We start from the raw sequence: 20341 nt of genomic DNA, 5'->3' as shown, positions 1-20341 counted from the left end.
CGAGCGCGGGTCTGTGACCGTGCTGTTCTGCTTCGTCGTCCTGATCGCTGGGATCCTGGTGACAGCGGTCGTTGATGGCGGCACGAACATCCAGGCTGCGAACCGCGCTGAGACGGCCTCCGCTGAGGCCGCGCGCGCAGCCGTGATCGCCGTTGGGCCGGTGCCGACGGGCGGGCCAGGCGACGTCCGGCTGGCGACCGCAGCAGCCAACAGCTATCTGCAGCAGGCGGGGGCGACGGGCGCAGTCACGGTGCTCGGGCCGGGCCTGATCGAGGTCGCGGTGACTGTCACCGACACGACGCCCATGCTCGGCCTCCCGGTCAGCCAGACCCGCACTCACAGAGCACAGCTCCAGGTGGGCGTGACGATCGGCGAGCCCGTCTCATGAGCAGCCCGGCAGCGCGGCTCATCAAGGCCCTTGGGGCCCTAGCCGTTCTCGCGGCCATCGTCGTCGGGGTGCCCGTGCTCCTGGTCACCTTGCAGCTGGTGCCCCACGGCCTGCCCTCTGTCGAGGAGGTCGTCCGCACGCTCAGCGAGCGAGACGACGGGCAGCTGCTGAGGGTCGTTCTCGCCGCCGGCGCCTGGGTCTGCTGGGGGTTGTTCACCACCTCGACGACCACGGAACTGATCGGTCTGCTCCGCGCTCGACCGATCGTGCAGATCCCCGGACTCCGGGTGTTCCAGCAACCCGCCGCCGCGCTGCTCGCTGTCGTCGTCGTGGGGCTGACCATCGCACCAGCGGTGACAGCAGCCTCCTCGACAGGTGCGGGTCCCGCCATGCCGCCACTGCCCGTCGCCCTCCTCGTAGACGCCCATCAGGCACCAGGGGCTGGCCCGGTGGTGAGGGCAGGACCTGCGCTCCAGATGGCCTCGGACAGCCACGACGTCCCGTCAGCCCAGACGCACAAGGTGGTCAGACGAGACACGTTGTGGGCCCTGGCCGAGCGCTACCTCGGGGACCCGCTGCGATATCCAGAGATCGTTGAGCTCAACGGGGGAATAATCGGCCCCGACAACCAGATCGTCCCGGGGACGGTTCTGGTCATGCCGCTCGACGCGGCAGGACTCCCGAACTCCGCAGCGACCTCGTCGGCCGACTCGACGGCGGAGATCACCGTCGAGCTGGGGGACACCTTGTGGGGCATCGCTGCTGAGACCACCGGGGACGGTCGGGAGTGGGAAACAGTCTGGACGGCGAACCAGGGGAGACCCGAGCCAGCCGGAGCCGTCTTCAACGATCCAGACCTGATCCGACCGGGCTGGACCCTGACCGTCCCATCTGCGGTGCAGGCTGCGCCTGATCAGACGCTGCCCCCGTCGAGCGAACCGCCGACCGAGCCCGCCCCTCAGCCTCCGGTTCCGGCAGAACCGACGGTCGAACCCGGACCGTCGACCTCACCGCCGCCCGCGCCGGCCACCACCACGCCTGCCGTTCCGTCGAGCGCCGCTGCCGAGTCACCTGGCGCGCTCGCTCCGGCGCCTGCCCCCGTCTCGGCACAGGCGAGCAACGAGGTGGCCAGCGAGGTCCCAGCCGCCGCCATCGCATTGGGCGGGGGAGGGACCCTGCTCGCCGGGGTCTCCCTCCTGGCGTTGCGTCGGTACCGCCGTCACCAGTCCCGTCATCGCCGTCCCGGCCGGCTGGTGAGCAGCACTCCACCGGAGCTCGTACCCGTGGAGCGGACGCTGCTGTCGGCCGGGACGGCCGATGTGGGCTGGCTCGACAGGGCATTGCGCAGCCTCGTCCAAGGGCTCGCGTCGGTCGAGGGAGGCGTTCTGCCCGACGTCATCGCCGTCTGCATGACCGACGACGTCCTGACCCTGGTCGTTGCGGAGCCGGCACACGTTGGCCCGGAGCCGTGGACCGTGGACGACTCCGGGACCCGGTGGTCGGTACACCGCGACGACACGCTGACGTACGAGCACTCCCGGCGGGGCCGCTTCCTCGCGCCGTACCCCACGTTGGTGTCGATGGGCTACACCGACGCTGGAGAGCATTGGTTGTTGGACCTCGAGCACATCTCCGCGGTCAACCTCGTCGGGGACATCGACCGAGCCGTCGACCTCATGCGCTACCTCGCTGCCGAGCTCGCACACAACACCTGGTCGGAGATGCTCCGTGTCACTGCGGTCGGTTTCGGGGAGGAACTGGCGCAGCTCAACCCCGACCGATTCGCCTGTGCCGCAGACCTCGAGAGTGCGGTCGAGGCACTGACCCAGCACCACGTGTCATCGAGTGATGCGATGCGGGCCGCGGCCACCGACGTGCTGGCCGGTCGCCTGCACGACATCTCAGCGGACGCGTGGGAACCGAACGTCCTGCTCGTCGTCCCCAGTTCACTTCGCGAGGGGACCGCAGTTGCACGTCTCACCACGGAGCTGGCCGCGCAGTCCGCGCGCAGCGGAGCCGTCGTGGTGACGGCGGCTGAGGGCGGCGCTTCAGCCACGGCCGGGTGGACGATGACCATCGACGCAGCAGGGCTGATCGCGATCCCCACGCTTGGTCTGCGACTGCGCGCCCATCAGCTGCCGGTCGAGGAGGCAGGCGCGCTGGCCCAGATGTTGGCCGACGCCGCGGTCGCAGAGGACCGGCGCGTGCCGCCGGCACGCGGGAACGAGCCATGGGATGCGGCAGCTGACGCCTGCGGGAACCTCCGAGTGGCGTCGGGCGGTCCGGACGACGAATCCTTGACCTCTTCATCCCCGCCGACCCAGGCCGTTGCTTCTGTCCTCCCGCTGGGGGAGCAGACCTACGTGGATGCCGCTGCGACGACCGATCGGGATGTCCGTGTGTTGGCCCCTGTGCCGGGGGAGGGGGTCCGCGCCAAGGTCGAGCTGGCCGACCCCGACCTCGACCGCGACCTGGCCGACTGGTTCGACGATTCCTCGCCGCGACCCAAGTTGACCTTGCTGGGACCTGTCCGCGTTCGCGCCCAGGGCCGGCTGCCGGAGCGGAACCCGAGGCGGCAGTTCTACACCGAGGTCGTGGCCTACCTCGCGACCCGCAACGGGGGAGCGACCAGCGAGCAGTACGCCACCGCGATCTGGCCGAACGAGCCGGACGTCGTCGGTAAGACCAAGGTGCGGCAAGCCATCTCCGTGGTCCGCGCGTGGCTGGGCTCCGATCCAGAGACGCGCGTCGACTACCTGCCGTCCGGTGTGACCGCTGCGGCTGCTGGTCGCTATCGGATCGACTGCGCTCTCGTTGACGCCCAGCTCTTTCGCCGGCTGAGGGTCCGTGGGACTGCCCGCGGCAGCGACGGCATTGCCGACCTCGACGCAGCCCTGGGCCTGGTCACCGGTCGACCGTTTGACCTCCCTACGCCCCGAGTCTCTGGTGCCGGGGGGTACAGCTGGGTGGTCGACGCTGACTCCCGCCTCGACCACGAGTTCGCCGCCATGATCGTGGACGTCGCGCATGTCGTCGCGACTCACCACCTGGGTGCCGGGAATCCACAGTTGGCCGCCGACGCGGCGACGGTGGCCCTGTTATCCGGAACGTTCGAGGACGTGCCTCTCCTCGATCTCGTCGCCGCGTGTGACGCCCTGGGCAACCGGGCAGAAGCGGACGCCTACGTGGCTAGGATCCTGGCCAACCACGATGCCGAGGTCGAAGAGGACCTACCGCCGAGGACGGCGGCCATCCTGCACAGGCGGCAGATGCGAAGTGGGGCTTGAGGTGGCCAGGGCTGCGCCGTGGGTACAGCGCAGCCTGCGTACGGGAGACAGCTGTGGCAGCGCGCCTACCGCTTTGCCCTCGGGCACTGGCCGACCTGGTGCGTCACGCTGGGCATCTCTCCTCCGCCGCCGTCTTAGGAGGGAACCGGCCAGGCGGGCAGGCTCTGGTAGTACTGCTCAGCCTCTGGTGCGGCCGCATACTCGAGGAGGTTCCCGACCTTTTCGGCGAGGACGTCGCGGACCTCCTCCGGGGTGGCGAAGAAGAACTCGCGACGCAGGTTGGCCTGGTTGAGGCGGCGGTCGGCGAACGCGTGGTGGAGCTCGTTCTCCAGGGTGATGGCGTCGTCGGAGAAGTAGATGGCGTGCACGTCGAACGGGAAGGGCACTGAGGCGTCACCGAGTTCGCGGACGCGGTCCATGGGCTCGAGTCGGCGGGTCATCCCGATCTTCACCACGGATTTGCCGAAGGCCCCGATGTTGCTGATGACGTAGACGTAGCCGGCCCGGATGTTTGCGGCGCGGAAGTCGTTGAGCTCGATGGCGGCGTCTAGGTCAGAGAGCCGCGACACCAGGGCGGCGACCTCCTCGGGGGTGCCGCTGGCGCGGACGGCGGCCAGGGTGTTGGTGTAGTGGGCGCGTTCCTTGTTCAGCTTCTCCCGCTGGGCGGCCAGCTCGGCTTCGGCCTTGCGCTCTTCACGCAGCCGTTCCCGTTCCTCGCGGGCCGCTTCGCGTTCCTCCTGCTGTTTGAACAGATAGTCGGCGGTCAGCTCGAGCTCGGTGATGCGCAGCGCGTGATAGCCGTCAGCTACGTGCATCTCCATCATCTTGCCCAGCTTGGCGATGGTGGCCGCGGCGGTCTCCAGCCGTTTGGTGGCTGTAACCAGCGCACCGGCGCGCAGGGACCGGACGCAGTTGTCGGCCTCGGCGTTGTAGGCGCGCAGCATCAACTTGGAGAAGTCGGCAGTCATCTTCCGGCCAGCGGCCAGGGAGTTGTTGTACGCGAACCGGTCCGAGGCCTCGATGGCGTTCCCGGAACGCACGGCGTCCTTGATGTCTTCGCGGAGTGCGGCCAGGCGCTCCCGGTACATCTCGGCGTTCTCCAGCGGGTGGTGGTACTCGTAGATGCCGACCTGCTGCAGCAGGAGTGCGTCATCGAGCTCGATCAGCTCATCGTTGGCGGGCCGGTGCGCGCCCCCGCCACGGCGGACGTCCTCGAGCTGCCGGCGCAGAGCCTCGACCTCCGCCTCCAGCTCCTCGACCCGGTCGCTACCGCCGGCGCGATGCGGAAGCTCCGCAACCGGTGACGGCGGGTCCGCGGGCCCTTGGACCGGCCGACCTTCTTCCGGCAGGTCCGACGTTGCCCCGTGCGTCGGCAGAGGCGGCTGGCCGCCACGTGCAGAGGTTGGCTTGCTGTCGTTGCCCGTGTCGTTCATCCCGGTGCTGGGGGCGCCCACCAGGTCGGTGTCGAGGTCGCTGTGGGGGACCCAGAACTCCCAACCGGGTGGCGGGGCCGGCCAACTGGGGTCAGGTACCCAGCTGGCCGGTGGCACCCATCCGGCTGGGGGTGACGGCCAGCCCGGTGGGGTCTGGAAGCGCAACCCGTTGCTCATCCTGTGCTCCTCGCCCGTCAGCGGGCGGCGCGGACGCCGGGGCCCACCGCGATCGGGGTCAGGGCGTGCGGGTTCTTGCTGACCACGGCGCCCAGGTGGCGCATCGTCTCGGCGGGCTCGACCCGACGGAGGTCCAGCTCCTCAAACGTGGCCCGGTCACACGCCACCGCTACCAACGGGGTCGCGGTGTCCTTGCCGGTGGCCGGGTCGACGTGGGCAACCGACCCGGTGAGGGAGATGGAGGAGACCTTGCCGGAGCGGTCGGCTTCCCAGACCTCGTGCAGGGTCCGCAGGGTCATGTTGTTGACCAGGGCGGCGTAGCGGTCTTTCTGCTCCTTCGCCGTCTGGCTGGTCGCAGTGATCTCGTCCTTTGCCCGGGTGTACTTGTACTGCCGGACCGAGGGCAGGTCGGTCGGTGCCGGGAACTCCAGATCGATGGTGAGTTCCCGAGTGTCGGCGTCGTACCGGTAGGCCGGCGGCCAGGGCCAGTCCTCGGGGTACACCGAGTTGCCGAACACGATGCCCAGGTACTCCTCGACCGCAGCTGGGACCCCGTACTGCAGGTTGCCGATCAATTCATCGAGCTCGGCGTTGGCCTCGTCGACCCGCTGCTGGCGCTGCGCGCACTCGGCGTCATACCGGGCGCGATCAGCGGCGAGCCGGTCGGCGCGGGCGGCCTCGGCCTTCTGGTAGTCGGAGTGCTGGGCGAACTGCTGCATGGGCACCGCGGCGGCGGCCTGCTGCCACGCCTGCTGCTCGGCGGCGAACGCGGCCTGCGCGGCGGCAAGGGCCTCGGCGCGCTTCTTCTTCCCGCCGAAAGCCGCCGACAGACCCTTGGGCGCATCGGGGGCTATGAACACCGGCTCGGCCGGAGGGCTGATCGGGGCCGGCGCCTGGATGGGGGTGCTGTGAGTCGAGGTGAACGCCGGGTGCTCAGCGGTCGAGCGGAGCTTCTCCAGGTTGACGTAATCATCGACGTCCAGCGTGGCCTTGAGGACGTTGTCGATGTCCTCAAGCTCCAGGGCGAGCTCACCGTTTAGGCGTTCAACCTCGCTCTCGGCAGCGGCAATCCTGGCCGCCTTCGCCTCCTTCTCAGCTTGCGCGAGGGTGCTCGCATGCGCGCGTTGGGCCTGCGTGTTCGCCCGCTCCGCGGCTTGGGCGGCCCGCTCGGCTTCGCGCTGACGACGGGCCTGGTCGCGCACGGCCTGGGCCGTGGCGCGCTGCCGGTTCTTGTCTGCGACTGCTGCCTGATGCGCCATCTCGGCGAAAAATCCCCGCTTGCGTGCCATGTCTGCATGTCCCCTGAGATGTGTCCTTGGCGGCCGGTATCGACCGCGGTGCTGTTGCGCGACCACCCTGCCAGGAGTTCCGGATCTATCCATGACCGCAACACCAGCTCCGGTTCGCGAAGTCCACTTGCAGCACGCCACCTGAGCTCGTTGGCCAACCAGCCGGACTCACCGACTTGTCTGGTCCGACGGGGGCGACGTGAGCCCGGGGACAGCTCGCGCTCGCCCGTGCGAGGGGGATGACCGTGAAGTTGGGGTGACCTCACGGCGCGCGGCGTAGTCGGGACTGGCGACCAGAGACCGCAACCTGATGAGGTTCCGACTACGGCTGATGAGCGCACATAGCCACTCAAGCTGCACCAGGTCACCACCCTGACGGCCAAAAGCCGATCAGCACCACCACACGAGGCCAGGCAGACCACCCAGACCACAACCAGCACCTCTCGTACGCCGGGACCGGCCCCGTGCGCGCGGTGTGCCAGCTATATCGGTACGTCACCCCGCGAGGGCTGACAGCCAACTGAACGTCTCTTCGGAGGGTCGAAGGCATCACACCGATGCCGGAGGCCACCACAGATGTTCCACGACCCCACGATCGTCGGCAGTTGGCCGGCGCTCGCCACCCGACTCGACGACGGCGCCGTCTTAGCGAGGTGGGCGAGAGCGGAACCCGCCCTCGCCGGTCTGCGTTCGGCGGCCGAGCTCCACGCGGCGTGCTCGGAGGCCAGTCCGCACGAGCGCAGTGATGCTGTCCTCGGCGCCCTCGTGCGTCTGGCCGCCGTCGACGGCGGCCGTGACGACGACGCACTCGCCCTTCTGCTCCACCTGCTGAGCGGCATCGTCTGGACCACCGTCCGTCAGCTGAGCGACCTGACCCCGGACATCGTCGCCGTGGTGGCTGGTGAGCTCACCTGTCAGATCCGCCGCTACCCGTGGCAGCGCCGTCCCCGCTCGATCGCAGCGAACCTGCGCGCGGACACCCGGCGGGCGGTGCTCGCCGAGCTGCGGCCGCGGAACCGGCGTCACCCCGAGCGGGGTGAGTTCCTGACGGCTGATGGAGACGTCACCCGCCTGATGCAGGTCGAGCCCGAGGACACCGACGACCTCGATCTGCGTGACCTGCTGCAGTGGGCCCTCCGGTCGGGCCTGGACCCCGCGGAGCTGGGGCTGCTGATCGCGACCGAGCACGAGCGCGACGTGCGGACGGTGGGCGGGGACTCTCGCGTCGCTGCGGCGTACGGCATCTCGACTCGGACGCTGTACCGGCGGCGGAGCCGCACGCTGGCCGCCCTGCGGGTCGCGGCCGCCGACTACCTGGCAGCCGTCGCGTGACCGGCCCCCTCATGACCACCGACCGATCTGAAATGCCGGCGGGACGGGGCGCCGGTGACCCCGCCCCCCGTCCGCTGGCCGTCGCCGAAGTCCAGCAGGCACTGCGGGACCTCCGGGCTCGCCCCGCAAGCAGGGCCGGGAGAGCTGGGGGTGACACTGCCGTTGACACGCCTCGACAGAGGGGTGGCATAGGCCCGATGCCTCCACCAAGCCGGGGTGACATCGCAGCTCCGGCCGGTGTCGGGCTCGTCGTGATCGCGGCGCACGGTGGCGCGGGAGCGACGACCGTGGCTCTGGCCATCAGCGACGCCCTGGCTTCCACCGGCCGCCGTGTCCACCTGATCGACATCGCGGCCGCCGGCCGCTCCGGTTTGGTCTCGGCAGCGTCCGCCGAACTTGGGCTGGACGACGCTGGTGAGTGGCGACGCGGCACCCGGAATGGCGTCACCCTCGACCGTCGGTCGACTGACGCGCCACCGCGGAGCTGGCCGTCCCCGCCGCCGGGTCCGCCGGGGGTGACAGTCCTCGACCTGGGGATGGGCCATGACACCGAGGTCCCTCCCGGCGAGTCGGTCGTCGTGGTGTGCCGACCTACGGTCCCCGCAGTTCGCCTGCTCGAGCGGCAGCTCCGAGAGCTGGGGGAGCGGCCGGTGGTCGTGGCCGCCATCGGCCGGGGGCGCTGGCCCGGTGAGGTCGTGGCCAGTCTCGGGTCGATGACGACGGCCTTGCGGTCGACCGGACGCGTCGTCCAGGTCCCGCTGAACGACCGGCTGATGGTCTCCGGGCTGGACGACCGGCCCCTGCCCAAGGCGGTCTGCGATGCAGGCCTGGCGCTGTTCGAGCTGTTGGCCGGCGAGACCTGTGTTGCCGCTCCGGCCCGACACCGGGCACCGACGTCAGGGAGGTCGGCTCGATGATCGACCAGTTCGCCGACGCCGTCCTCGCGGCCGGGGTGTGCCCGGCTGCACCTCCTGGGATGCAGGTGTACGCAGACCAGATCCAGTCCTGGGTCAAGTGGGGCGTGCTCGCCGTCCTCGGCATCTGCTTCTTCGCCAGCGTCGGGATGCTCATCTGGGGGCGGGTGACCCATCACCCGCGGGGCGCCCGGCTCGGGATGGACGGGATCTTGATCTGCGTCGTCGGCGCGATCCTGTACGTCGTCGGGTACGTCATCGTGCAGTCGATCGTCGGGGAAGGCTGCTGATGGCCGGCCACCGAGGTCGCCGGTCTTCACGCAGTCCGCGGTGGACCCGGCGCAGGATGCTGACCCTGCTCGTGACGGTCGGGCTCGTCTTCGTGTTCCTCGTCGGGGCCGTCGTCGTCGCAGTCGCGCGCACGGTGCTCCCGACGCCGACGGAGACAGAGTCCACGTCGACCCCGGAGAGCGCCGGGACCGCAGCGACTGCGTCGCCCAGCCAGTCGCTGGAGCAGGCACAGGACGCGCTGGCCGCCCGGCCGATGCCGGCCGTACCGGAATCAGCGGCTCGTCCTGGACCGGTCTCCACCCGGGACCCGGGCCCGAGCATCGTGCTGCCGGCAGCCACCCACATCGGGCCTGCCGGGGTGCCCACCGGCTTCCCACAGACCCCGGAGGGCGCGCTCGCCCAGCTCGCCGCCATCGACCAGGCCGCTGTGCAGTCCGCATCCCTCGACGGGGCCCGCGAGGTGATCAGCGCTTGGGCAGCGCCCGGTGGCCCGACCACAAGCAGCTGGTCGGTCGTTGCCGCGGTGGGCCGTCTCCTGGAGGCTGCCGGCCTCTCGGGGGGTGGCTCCGCACAGCTGGCAGTCGTGCTGACTCCGCTGATGGGCCTCATCAAGGGCGTCGTCGGCTCGGACTTCGTCGTCCCGTGCATCGACTTCGAGCTCGACGTGACCCTCGAGCAGACCGCACGCGGTGCAGCGGCCGACTGCCAACGGATGGTCTGGCGGACCGACCGCTGGCTGATCGGCCCGGGCGACGAACCTGCGGTGCCACCCTCGGTGTGGCCGGGCACCGATCGCGCGATCTCCGTCGGCTACCGGGACCTGCGCCGTGGCTGACGACATCGTGGCAATCGACCTCAACCCGATGAACTGGCTCGGCGACCTGGCGTCGGCCGCGATCGCCGATGTGTGGACGGCGGCGATGGTCAGCATCTGGTCGGCAGGCCTCTGGCTGCTCACCCTGTCGTTCCAGGTGATCGACGCGTTCACCACTCCGGACGTCTCGGCCGCCGGCCCGATGGGCGCTGTGCTGCCGACCACGCTCTGGGTCGGCGCAACAGTCGCGGTGACCATGATGTTCGTCCAGCTGACCGTGGCGCTCATCCGACGCGATGGCCAGTCGATGGGCCGTGTGCTCCTCGGGGTCGCCCAGTTCGGACTGGTCTGGGTGGGCTACCTCGGCGTCGCCGGGGGGCTCGTCACCGGAGCGGCAGAGCTGGCTCGCGGGATCCTCCGGGCGATGCTCGACGTCGACACCCTCGCGGCGGTTGACCCGAGCAGTTCATGGCCTCGTGAGGTGGTCGACGCCACGGCAGCAACCGTGCTCGGCCTCTCCTCGCTGCTCCTCGTGATCCCGGCAGCCTTCTTCTACCTGATCATCGCGCTGGTCCGGGAGGCCGCGCTGATCATCCTGATCGCCACGGCACCCATCTCCGCCGCCGGCTTGCTCAGCGACAGCACCAAGGCGTGGTTCTGGAAGAGCCTCCGCTGGTTCTTCGCCAGCCTGCTGATCACGCCCACCGCAGCACTCATGCTCGGCGTTGGAGTGAGCCTCTCTGCCGGGGTGATCGCGGGGAACGGCGACTCGACCGCACAGGCCGCGGGGACTGCAGTCGTCGGCACCGTGCTGGTGGCCATCGGGGCGGTCTGTCCGCTGGTGCTCTTCAAGCTGCTCGCCTTCGTCGACCCCGGGACCGCATCGGGGTCAGCGCTCCGACAATCCTGGAGTGATGCCGGGGGTGCGTCCGGGATCCTCTCCGGTGGTCAAGGGGCAGGCAACGGGGCCGCGACGCAGAGTGCCGGCGACGGGCGCTCGCAGGGGGAGACCGCGGCCGAGGCGCAGTCGTCGAGTCGGCTGGGCTCCATGATGCAGACGGCGGGCGCCGGCGTGGGCGCCGCGGCTGCAGTCGCCCACCGGGCCGTCGACATCGCTTCCGACGTGCTCGGATCCAGCGGCATCGGTCACCCCGGTCACTCGATGCGGTCATCGGGCCAGGCCGGCAGCCGACCGTCGTCCGGGTCTGGGCAAGGCGGCTCGTCGCACACCGGTTCCGGTTCGAGCCCGGGCGGGGACGACGGGGCGTCCGGTGGTCCGGCGTCCGGCGGAGGACCCGGGGTGACGCCGCCCGTCCCCACGCCACCAGGAGTGGGCGTGGGCACCTCGCCCGGGGGACTGGCCGGGTGGGCGGCGACCGGGCCGACCGGTGCGGCTGTCACCCCCGAGACCGCGGCGGCGGTGGCTCTGTGACCGGGCCGGTGCGGTACGGAGCCTGGTCCAAGGACCGGCAGGGCTGGTTCGGGGGCCTGAGCGGCTGGGCGTGGATCAGGATCGGTGCGGCCGGTATGCCCATGCTGATGGCTGCCGGTGCCCAACGGTGGCTGCTCGCTCTCGGGTGGGCACCCGTCTGGGCAGTCCTCGTCGTCCTCGTTGCCGTCCCGTTGCGGGGGCGGACCCCGCTGCGCTGGGGCTGCGACGCCGTCGTCCGGGCAGTCGGTGCAGCCCTGGGCTGGTCCGACTGGCAGTCGCGGGTCGCCGCGGGGACATCACGAGACCTCGACGAGGCAGACCTCCCCGGCGTGCTGTCAGGCGTCAGGACCCATGACGGCCCTCCGTTCGGTCCGCTACTGACCCGACCGGCCGTCGTCGCCGACCACCGGGAGCGCACCTGGGCGGTGGTCGCCCGGATCACTCATCCCGGGATCGGGCTGGCCGAGGCCACGACCAGGTCACGCATGGGCACCGGCCTGGCCGAACTGCTCGAGGGCGCAGCCACGACGGAGTTGGTGTCCGCCGTCGCCCTGCAGGTCCGGACCCTGCCCGACGACGGCGCAGAGCGCACCGCCTGGCAGCGCGCCCACCTGCGCAACGAGGCCCCACCTCTCGCCCGGGCCATCAACGCGGAGCTGGCTGCCGTCATGACCGCAGCCGGGGTGCGGCACGAGGCCTTCGTGACGGTGGTCGTGCCCGAACGCCGTATCGCCAGGCAGGCACGAGAAGCCGGGGGAGGAGTGGACGGTCGTGCACGCGTCCTGCAGGGCGTGATGGGGGAGCTGGAGGCTCGACTCATCGGACCGGTGGGCTGCACCAGCGTGACGTGGCTCGACTCCGCCGGCCTCGCGTCCGCCATCCGGACCGGTTTCGCGCCCGGTGACCGGGGGCCGCTGGCGGACGCCGCCCTTGACCCGAGGGTCACAGGTCTCCCGATGGCCGCCGCGGGGCCGACCCTGGCACCCGCGGCGGAACGGCGGCACTACGCCCACGATGCCTGGCACTCCGCCACGTGCACCGTCCTGCTTCCTGACAAGGGCGCGGTCATGGGTGCCCTGGCACCTGTCCTGATGCCGACGGCCGCAGGGGAGCGGCGGTGCGCCACGGTGTTCTTCGAGCCGATCAGCCACACGAAGGCCGATCGCATGGTCAGCAACGAGTCCATGAGCTCCGAGTTGGCCACTGAGATGCGGCGGCGCGGTGGGTTCCGCTCCAGGGCAACACACCGACGTGACGCCGCCCGCGTCGAGGGCCAGGACGTTCGCCTGGCGCAGGGCAACGCACTGGTCCGCGTCGCCCTCGCGGTCTCCGTGACCGTTCCCGGCACGTGGTCGATCACGGAGTACGGCCGACGTCTGGAGTCGAGCGTCACGGGGAGCGGGTTCCGCCCGCTGCGCCTCGACCTGGCCCAGGACGCAGCCTTCGCCGCGGCCTGCATCCCGCTGGGGATCGGGCTGCCCCGCCGTCGGGGCCTGCTATGAGCCGCCTGCCCACCGGCCGACACCGGGGGAGGGGGATCACCCAGCTGGTGGCTGACTTCGGACACCAGCTCCCGCCGCTCACCCCTGAGCCACTCGGCGCCGTGGACGAGGCGGTCCTCGGTGATGCGATCGGCCGTCACGGCCGACGAGGCCGAGCCACCGGCTGGGCACCGGTGTCGGCACCCCTCGCCGTCTACCGGATGACATCGGAGCAGGTGGGCGGGGTCTGGCCGCTCATTGCCGGAGACGGGCTGCCCCCAGGTGGCGCGCTGCTCGGGCTCGACCACCTGTCCGGAGGGGCCTTCTCGGCCGACCCCATCGGTTGGACGCTGAACAACACCGCCGGCGTCACCAACCCGAACATGATCTTCTTCGGAGCGCCGGGACGAGGAAAGTCCGGCACCGTCAAGATGTTCGCCCTGCGCCAGATGGCCTACGGCTACCGCACGTTGGTGCTCGGCGACGTCAAGGACGAGTACGACCCCCTGTGCCGGGCGCTGCAGGTGCAACCGCACGCCGTCGGCCACGGGTTGCCCGCCCGGATCAACCCGCTGGACTTCGGCCCGGTCGGGAACGACTGGAGCCGGCTGTCCAGGTCCGAGGCCCAGCGCCGGGCAGCCATGGTGTTCTCCCGATGGCTGCTCCTCCTCCGTGGACTGGTCGGTTCTCAGCACGTGCCGTTCGGGCCGACGGCTGAGACAGCCGTCGGCCGGGTGCTCCGTGATCTGACCGGCTACACCGACGGCGCCGACCGGATGCGCGAGATCACCATCCCCCAGCTGTGGGAGGCGCTGCGAGCTCCCGGCGAGGACCTCGTGGATGCCTGCCGCTACGCCGACCGGCAGCAGTTCCTCGACGACACCCGACCGGTGCGGGACGCCCTCGGCGCACTCGTCACTGGACACCTGGCTGGGCTCTTCGACGCGCCCACCACGGTCTCGGTGGACTGGCGTGCCCCGATCCAGTCGCTCTCGCTGTCCCGACTGGACCCACTCGGCGATGAAGCCGTCGGGGTGGCACTGACGTGCCTGAACTCCTGGGGGCGCGCCATGACCCAGCTGGCAGAACCCGGAGACCTGCGGATCGTCATCCGCGACGAGTGCTGGAAGCAGATGCGGCTAGGCACCGACGCGGTCAAGTCCTTGGACGCCGACCTCCGACTCTCCCGTAAGGACGGGTGCGTCCAGGTGGTCATCGCACACAAGCCCTCCGACATGCTGACGGTCGGCGACAGCGGAAGCCAGGCCGTGGCCATCGCCAAGGACCTGCTGCACCTCTGCGCGACGAAGGTGTTGCTCGGCCAGGACGACCAGATCGGCGACGAGCTCTCCGGGCTGCTGGGACTCAGCGCGATGGCGGAGCACATCGTCACCGACTGGGCCGCGGCCGCTCGCGGGCGCGCGCTCTGGTTGGTGGGGAACCACGTGGCGAAGGTGCAGACCGTCCGCACGTCCCTGGACGTCGCCCTGACGGAGACGAACGACGCCATCACTGCTCCGCCGCCCCCTGCGGACGGTGTGGGCAAACCCGGTCTCGCACCCCCCGGGGGGTGTTGACCGTGTCCGGGCCCAACCAGGAAGCGACGGCCGCGGCCGTCGTCGTCCTGCCGATCGTGTCGATGGTGCTGGCCGTAGTCGTCGTCGTGACCGGTGGCGGTGCGGCCTCATCCCCGGCGAGCACCGGAGGCTGCGGATCGGGCGGGACAGCCCAGACAGTCGCCGACATCGACCTGGATGCCGAGCAGATGGGTCACGCCCAGACCATCGTCTCCGTCATCGCCACGAGGCAGCTGCCTGCTCACGCTGCGGTCATCGCGCTGGCGACCGCCTACACCGAGTCCCGCCTCATCAACTCTGCCGTCCAGACCGACCACGACTCGGAGGGGCTGTTCCAGCAGCGGGTGTCGATCTACACCGAGGCAGTGGCCATCGACCCTGTCCGGTCCACCGGGGCCTTCCTCGACAGGCTCGTCGGAGTCGCCGACTGGCAGACCATCCCGGTCGGCGTGGCGGCCCAGACCGTGCAGATCAGCGCCTACCCGGAGCGCTACCAGCCCAACGCCGCGCTGGCTGCTGAGCTCGTCGATCAGTTCTGGCCGTCAGCGGTGGCCGAGGCGGTTCCGTCGCCGCTGGCTCCCGGTGGGGGAGCGGCAGTCGCGATCTGCCCGGGTGCCGGCGGGGCCGTGCCCGCGGGTGAGTTCGTCGGGCCGCGAGGGAACAACGTCGCAGGGACGACGACCATCCCGGACGGGTTCGTCATCAACGGGTCGGCGCAGGGCATCGTGGCGGTGCAGTACGCCCTGGCCCAACTCGGCAAGCCATACGTCTGGGCAGCGGCCGGCCCCGACTCATTCGACTGCTCGGGCCTGACGATGGCCGCCTGGGCCGCCGCCGGGGTGGCTCTGCCCCACTTGGCGGCCGGACAGACACGGAACGGCGAACCCAGCCCGACCAATCTGACGCAGGCGGTCGCTGGGGACCTCGTCATGATCCCGGGGTCCGGCGGCACCGCGGCAGCACCGGGGCACGTTGGCATGGTCGCCGGCTACGTCGACGCAGCAGACGGCCGTCACCTCTACCTGATCCAGGCACCGATGACCGGGATCCCGGTCCAGCTCACCGAGGCCACCCGGTGGGACGGGCAGATCGTCGCGGTCAGGCACATCGCGTGAGTTCCCCCAACCGACGAAGCCGCGAACCGCAATCGATCAACCAAGGCTGGGAGCTGGCCGTAGCCGCGGTCGGCGGCATCGTGGTCGCTGTCGTCCTCACGGCCCTGACGGGGGTCGGGGTCGGGGCCGCGCTCTGGGGAGGCGGTTGGGTGTGGCCGCTCGGCACCGACTCGGTCATGAGCGTCGTCTCGGGTCTGCTGCACGGTGACCTGCGACAGGGGTTCACCCACGCGCAGGCTCGCCGGCTGGCGGGTCCGGTGCCCACGTACGTGGCGGTGGCCGTCGCGGAGGTCGTCCTCGCCGTGGTCGCCGGTGCCGGTTTGGTGGTGGTCCGGCGGCACCTCCTGCCGAGTGACTCCCGCGGGGGGATGGCCACGCGCTCCGAGGCGGCGAACGCCCTGGGCATCCGACAGCTGCGTTCTGCTCGCTCCGTCATCCGCCCCGATTGCTACGGCACGGGATCGCAGGGACCGCCGTGACACCGGCCGTCCACAGCCGGGTGACCACACCGCGCCCCGTCCACAGATCCACAGGACAAGCGCCCGCCGACGGCCTCTCCGAAGGACCGTCTATCGACCCACACCCCGATCCCTCCAGGAGACCTGCGATGACGCTCATCGACGACGACGGCCGAGCAGACCAGTCCGCGGTCGCACGGGAGCACGCTGCAGCGCTGTTCGCGGCGGCGGCACGAAGCGACCGGGCTGGGTCGGCCACGCAGTTGCACTGCCTCGCGGCGTGGTCCGCGCTCGACGTGCCCAGCATGCTGGTTCCCGGCCTGACCGACGGAGCCGAGCCCGACGAGCTCATCACGCATGCCCTGCGGATCCTCGGTGAGCTGGATGCGGCCGAGTTTGCGGAACCTGAGGTGCTGGTCGCCGCTCGGCACGGACGCCGCGCCCTGCGCGGACCGCGCTGATGGCGACCTCGCTCGGGCAGTTGCTCGACAGCCTCGTCGCGACGGCTGAGGCCGCCGCCCCGACGCCGGGGACCCGGGCCGATGCGGCCCTGGCCCTCGGGCAGCTGGGCAGGGCTCTGCGGCAACTGCGCAAGGACGGCGTGTCGAAGGCCATTGGTACCCAGCAGGAACGCCAGGTCGGCGCGCTCGGTCTGGCGTGCACCGAGGTGTCCCGTCGTGCGCCGGCGAACGAGGGCACCATGGCAACGCTCGCGGCCGCCGCAGCCGACACGCTCGCAGCCCTTCACGACCACAGCACCGTCGGCGCCCGATGGGCCATGGCCACCGCGGTCACTGATGCCGTCACCCCGGTGGCACGGCTGGTGGGAGGCGGGCTGAATGCTGGGCCCACGTCGCAGTGGCTGGACGAGGTGCACCGGCAGTCGGTGCTGGTCCAGCAGACAGCCGCGTTGAACCCGCCGTCCCGGGCCGGCGCCGCCATCCTCGACCGGCCGCTCCCCGGGCCGGCTGTCCCGGGGAGCACGGACCCCCGGGACGTCGTCCCCGAGGCCGTTGCGGTCCTCCTGCGTGCCACCGGCAGCTCGCGGGACACACCCTCGGTGGCCGAGGTCCTCGCGTACACGCTGGCCGCTGAGACGCTCAGCAGCGCGGCGCAACGGCTTGACGTCACTGCGGCGCCAGCGGGGGGCCAGCTCGCTGCCCCCGGGTGGCGCGCCGTCCGCTCGGCGCTGAGACCGTACGACGACGGCACGAGGCGTCCGCATCCGTACGCCCCTCCGGCCGTCGATGCTGCGTTGCGCCTACACGGCGCGCTCAGCCGTCCCGACGCCGAGTCATCGCCCGGGCTGCAGGGGGTCCTGGCCGCTGCAGCGCAGCACCTGCCGACCCTGGCCTCGCAGTTGCTCTACCGCACGGTGCGGTCGTGGGCGGACTCCGGGACCCTGCTTGCCTATGCCCGGGACCTGCCGCCCCGGGACGACCGAGTGGCCGCGTTCCTGCGTGGCTACCAGCCAAGCGGCCTCGTCCGCGTCAGTGCCGTCGACCTCCAGCCGGTGGCCGGCGCCCTACACAACGCTCGTCTCCTGTCATTGGACGTGGCAGCGCGGGTGGCCCCGGCCGACATGGACGCCGACTTCCCGCGTCGCTCGCTGGCCGCCAACCAGGCCTCCCTGGGCCGACCGGACGCCGCGTCGGCTCTGCAGGCGGCACGGATCGAGGCTGGGCGGCAGCTCCTGCTGGGTCGAGACTCTCAGCCCGGTCGGACGTGGGGACGCTGATGAGCACCTGGGGCCGCCGGGCTCGGTTCCAGCCGACCGATGTCGGCTGGCGGCTGGGGCGCTCGACGACCCCGAGGGGAGTCGAGCTCTGGTGCCGGTTCGACCGGACCACCGGGGTGTACGGGGAACAGGGCTCCGGCAAGACGTTGGACCTGCTGGCCCCGGCTCTGCTGGCACACCGTGGCGCCGCCCTCGCGACCTTGACGAAGGTGGACGACCTGCTGCTGACCGCAGGCCGGCGCCAGAGGCCCAACGGGCCCGGTGAGGCTCCCCGTCCCATCGCGGTTCTCGATCCGTTCGGGTCGGCGCCCGGCGTCCCGGAACTGGTGTGGGATCCCGTGGCGGGGTGCGTGGACCCGCACGTCGCCGAGCGGCGGGCCAAGGCGTTCTCGGCGGGAACGGTCTCCGGATCGGTGTCCGGTGGCCGGCAGGACAACGCGGCACGCTTCTACGCGGCGGAGACAGCGAAGGTCCTTCAGGGGTTCCTACATGCTGCCGCGCTGACCGGTCGGACCCTGGACCACGTCCTCGAGTGGGTCGCCAACCCCGTCGCCGCCGAGCAACCGGCGGAGATCCTGCAGCGGCACCCGCATGCGGCGCGCTTCTGGGACGGGTTGCTGTCCGGGGCGCTGCGAGGCAGCCCGGACACCGTCGGCAACACCGTGACGACCGTGCAGCAGGCGATGGCTCTGTTCTTCCAACCGGAGATCCGAGCGCGCTGCGTGCCGACGCCCGGTCGCCCCACTACCGACCTCACGGACCTCATCTCCCGGCACGGGACCGTGTACCTGCTCGGACGCGAGGACCCCTACGCGTCAGCGGCGCCGCTGATGACCGCTGTCGCCGAGCACGTCCTGGACGCGGCGCTCCACCTGGCGAACATCTCGCCGCACGGACGACTGACCCCGTCGTTCCTGGCCTGCCTCGACGAGCTGCCTTCCACGACGCCGCTGCCGACCCTGCGTGTTCGGATGGCCAACGAGCGTGCTCTGGGGCTCTCCTTCATCTACGCCGCCCAGACCTGGAAGCAGATGGTCGTCTCGTACGGGGAGGACGAAGCCCGCTCGATCTTCGGTCTGACGAACACGCTGGTCGTCTTCGGCGGTGGGAAGGACGTGCACTTCTACCGGGAACTGTCCGAGCTGCTGGACGACGTCCGGATCGGTCGGCGGACCGTCACCGACGGCCCCGGGGGCGTCGGGACCTCCCGGTCGGGGGAGGACGTCAGAGTGCTGCGCCCGGGGGACATCCGGCTGGTTCCGGAGCGGCACGCCCTGGTCATCGCCGGGACGACGCCCCCGATCCTCGCCCGGCTGCGTCGCTGTCTGGACGGCAGGGACGGTGAAAAGCTCATGGCCGAGCTGGAGTCCGCCCGGTCGGAAGTCGCGCGGGTTCGGGGGAAGGCTCCCGACGCCGATGCGCGGACGAGGCGCGCGGTCACCTACGCCCACGAGCACTGGTTGACCGCTCGTCCGCTCGAGGGCGACCCCGCGGGACAGGACGACGCCCCGTGGTGAACCTCCTGCCCTTCCCGCCCCCACCACTGCTTGTGCAGGGTTCTCTCGAGCTCCTCCGGGACATCAGCCGGCGGGACCCCCGCCACCCAGCGACCGCTGACGCGCTGGCCGGTCTGGAACGGCCATGGGAGCCCGCTGCCTGCACGAGCGAGCTCGGTGCCGCCGTCTGGTCGTGGTGCGACGACGTCATCGCGTGGGTCAACCACGACTTTGCCTGGCGACCGGCGCACATGGTTCCGGCCTGCTGGAGGCAGCACCCGCACATCGCTCGTGAGGTCCCGGTCCTCGCCGTGCTCCGGTGGCAGGCAGAGATCGCTCCCGGCCCCGAGTCGGTCGAGGAGTGGCACAGGTACGCGCTGCCGACCTTCTCGGACCGGATGGCCGACCGGCTCGGAGAGAGCACGTGTCGCACGGGGCGACACCAGGACTGGCCTGCGCGGAGCCGGTACGCCAGCTTCGTCGAGGACCTCGCGCGGTGACGACGAACGCTGCTGTTCGCGTCACGACCCTCCAACCATCTAGTTCCCGACGACGAGACGAGGCAGCCGTGCATTCCGAGCCCCTGGCCAGCGACTTCGAACTGGCCGATGTGGAGGCCGCCCTCATGCGGTCGGCCGCCGGGGACAACGCCGCCGAGGCCTCGGTGTTGCTCCTCTCGCATGCGAGCCACTGGTTGTCCGAGCTGGTCGCTGCTGGCCTGATCGCCGTCGACTACGAAGACGCCCCGGTTGCCTCGTCGTCAGACCGTCCTCTCAGGGTCGGTTGGGCTGCAGTCACCTGGCTCGACGTGGACGCGGCGGTCCTCGCTGGTCGCATCGTGGGAAGCGGAGGCCAGCTGAGGATCCTGCGTGCTGCTGCGTCCCTGGCCTCAGGGCATCCCGTCGACCTCGGTGACCTTGCCTCGGGTCTCGCTGGACGGCACCTCCACCTGCTGGTTGCAGCGATCGCCCACGCGGGCGGGAGTCATCAGCACCGCCAGGAGCTGAACGCTGTCGACGGCGGCCTGGAGTTTGAGGGCCACACGGAGCCCGCGCTCGTAGCTTGGCCGCCGCGGTTCTGAGGTCAGGTCGCGGCTGCAAGGCGCCGCCTCAACGACGT

Annotated in this window: 17 protein-coding genes; 15 read left to right on the top strand and 2 right to left on the bottom strand. The window is 70.9% G+C overall.

All coding sequences use genetic code 11. The annotated features are described in order from the left end of the window. Positions 1-13: 13 nt before the first annotated feature. Positions 14-388: a hypothetical protein gene (locus tag ASG36_RS20680; RefSeq protein ID WP_235495382.1), complete on the top strand. Its 375-nt coding sequence runs from the start codon at positions 14-16 to the stop codon at positions 386-388. Continuing rightward, entirely contained in the window at positions 385-3675 is a 3291-nt protein-coding gene (locus ASG36_RS20675; RefSeq protein WP_055768861.1) for a LysM peptidoglycan-binding domain-containing protein, read from the top strand. Before ASG36_RS20680 ends, ASG36_RS20675 begins: the two co-directional genes overlap by 4 nt. Before the next feature lie 134 nt (positions 3676-3809). Here the strand turns inward: ASG36_RS20675 and ASG36_RS20670 are convergent, their stop codons facing one another. Both ASG36_RS20670 and ASG36_RS20665 read right to left on the bottom strand, forming a co-directional pair. Further along, positions 3810-5129 carry a DUF4041 domain-containing protein gene (locus ASG36_RS20670; protein ID WP_200944613.1) on the bottom strand — a complete coding sequence of 440 codons (1320 nt, stop codon included), beginning with the start codon at positions 5127-5129 and terminating at the stop codon, positions 3810-3812. A gap of 173 nt (positions 5130-5302) precedes the next feature. Next, on the bottom strand, positions 5303-6574 hold the full coding sequence (locus ASG36_RS20665) for a hypothetical protein (RefSeq protein ID WP_055768855.1): 1272 nt from the start codon (positions 6572-6574) through the stop codon (positions 5303-5305). A 765-nt stretch (positions 6575-7339) separates the two neighbouring features. Between ASG36_RS20665 and ASG36_RS20660 the strand changes: the two genes are divergently transcribed. The 13 genes from ASG36_RS20660 (at position 7340) to ASG36_RS20595 (ending at position 20303) form a co-directional block, all read left to right on the top strand. Beyond that, a complete protein-coding gene (locus ASG36_RS20660) occupies positions 7340-7906 on the top strand; it encodes a hypothetical protein (protein WP_235495380.1) in 567 nt (188 codons plus the stop codon). Positions 7907-8193: 287 nt separating this feature from the next. Beyond that, entirely contained in the window at positions 8194-8823 is a 630-nt protein-coding gene (locus ASG36_RS20655; RefSeq protein WP_055768850.1) for a hypothetical protein, read from the top strand. Continuing rightward, positions 8820-9110 (top strand): hypothetical protein, encoded by a 291-nt coding sequence (locus ASG36_RS20650; RefSeq protein WP_055768846.1) that lies wholly within the window; start codon positions 8820-8822, stop codon positions 9108-9110. Before ASG36_RS20655 ends, ASG36_RS20650 begins: the two co-directional genes overlap by 4 nt. Before the next feature lie 56 nt (positions 9111-9166). Continuing rightward, a complete protein-coding gene (locus ASG36_RS20645; protein ID WP_235495378.1) occupies positions 9167-9946 on the top strand; it encodes a hypothetical protein in 780 nt (259 codons plus the stop codon). Then, positions 9939-11357 (top strand): type IV secretion system protein, encoded by a 1419-nt coding sequence (locus tag ASG36_RS20640; protein WP_055768839.1) that lies wholly within the window; start codon positions 9939-9941, stop codon positions 11355-11357. Before ASG36_RS20645 ends, ASG36_RS20640 begins: the two co-directional genes overlap by 8 nt. After that, positions 11291-12859 carry an SCO6880 family protein gene (locus ASG36_RS20635; RefSeq protein WP_369794112.1) on the top strand — a complete coding sequence of 523 codons (1569 nt, stop codon included), beginning with the start codon at positions 11291-11293 and terminating at the stop codon, positions 12857-12859. Before ASG36_RS20640 ends, ASG36_RS20635 begins: the two co-directional genes overlap by 67 nt. Positions 12860-13059: 200 nt before the next feature. Next, complete coding sequence (locus tag ASG36_RS20630) at positions 13060-14415, top strand: ATP-binding protein (RefSeq protein ID WP_369794111.1); 1356 nt, start codon at positions 13060-13062, stop codon at positions 14413-14415. A gap of 2 nt (positions 14416-14417) precedes the next feature. After that, positions 14418-15530, top strand: a complete 1113-nt coding sequence (locus ASG36_RS20625) for a C40 family peptidase (RefSeq protein WP_235495375.1) — start codon at positions 14418-14420, stop codon at positions 15528-15530. 176 nt (positions 15531-15706) lie between these two features. After that, entirely contained in the window at positions 15707-16009 is a 303-nt protein-coding gene (locus ASG36_RS22815) for a hypothetical protein (RefSeq protein WP_235495374.1), read from the top strand. A gap of 128 nt (positions 16010-16137) precedes the next feature. Next, positions 16138-16449, top strand: coding sequence for a hypothetical protein (locus ASG36_RS20615; protein WP_055768831.1), 312 nt, complete (start codon positions 16138-16140; stop codon positions 16447-16449). Next, complete coding sequence (locus ASG36_RS20610) at positions 16449-17726, top strand: hypothetical protein (protein ID WP_055768823.1); 1278 nt, start codon at positions 16449-16451, stop codon at positions 17724-17726. Before ASG36_RS20615 ends, ASG36_RS20610 begins: the two co-directional genes overlap by 1 nt. A gap of 350 nt (positions 17727-18076) precedes the next feature. Further along, a complete protein-coding gene (locus tag ASG36_RS20605; RefSeq protein WP_235495372.1) occupies positions 18077-19243 on the top strand; it encodes a type IV secretory system conjugative DNA transfer family protein in 1167 nt (388 codons plus the stop codon). Positions 19244-19790: 547 nt separating this feature from the next. Next, the gene (locus ASG36_RS20595) at positions 19791-20303 is read left to right on the top strand and encodes a hypothetical protein (RefSeq protein WP_200944612.1); all 513 of its coding nucleotides are present in this window, start codon (positions 19791-19793) and stop codon (positions 20301-20303) included. The last annotated feature ends 38 nt before the right edge of the window (positions 20304-20341 follow it).

The organism is Geodermatophilus sp. Leaf369 (genome assembly GCF_001424455.1).
Taxonomy (GTDB): domain Bacteria; phylum Actinomycetota; class Actinomycetes; order Mycobacteriales; family Geodermatophilaceae; genus Klenkia.
The sequence above is the reverse complement of the archived record's forward strand: the minus strand, read 5'-3'. Positions and strand labels throughout refer to the sequence as shown.

Excerpts from the sequence above, each read along its gene's own strand:
- ASG36_RS20675 (WP_055768861.1), top strand. The coding sequence starts at position 385 with ATGAGCAGCCCGGCAGCGCGGCTCATCAAGGCCCTTGGGGCCCTAGCC.
- ASG36_RS20665 (WP_055768855.1), bottom strand. The coding sequence starts at position 6,574 with ATGGCACGCAAGCGGGGATTTTTCGCCGAGATGGCGCATCAGGCAGCA.
- ASG36_RS20650 (WP_055768846.1), top strand. The coding sequence starts at position 8,820 with ATGATCGACCAGTTCGCCGACGCCGTCCTCGCGGCCGGGGTGTGCCCG.
- ASG36_RS20645 (WP_235495378.1), top strand. The coding sequence starts at position 9,167 with ATGCTGACCCTGCTCGTGACGGTCGGGCTCGTCTTCGTGTTCCTCGTC.
- ASG36_RS20630 (WP_369794111.1), top strand. The coding sequence starts at position 13,060 with ATGACATCGGAGCAGGTGGGCGGGGTCTGGCCGCTCATTGCCGGAGAC.
- ASG36_RS22815 (WP_235495374.1), top strand. The coding sequence starts at position 15,707 with ATGAGCGTCGTCTCGGGTCTGCTGCACGGTGACCTGCGACAGGGGTTC.
- ASG36_RS20615 (WP_055768831.1), top strand. The coding sequence starts at position 16,138 with ATGACGCTCATCGACGACGACGGCCGAGCAGACCAGTCCGCGGTCGCA.
- ASG36_RS20610 (WP_055768823.1), top strand. The coding sequence starts at position 16,449 with ATGGCGACCTCGCTCGGGCAGTTGCTCGACAGCCTCGTCGCGACGGCT.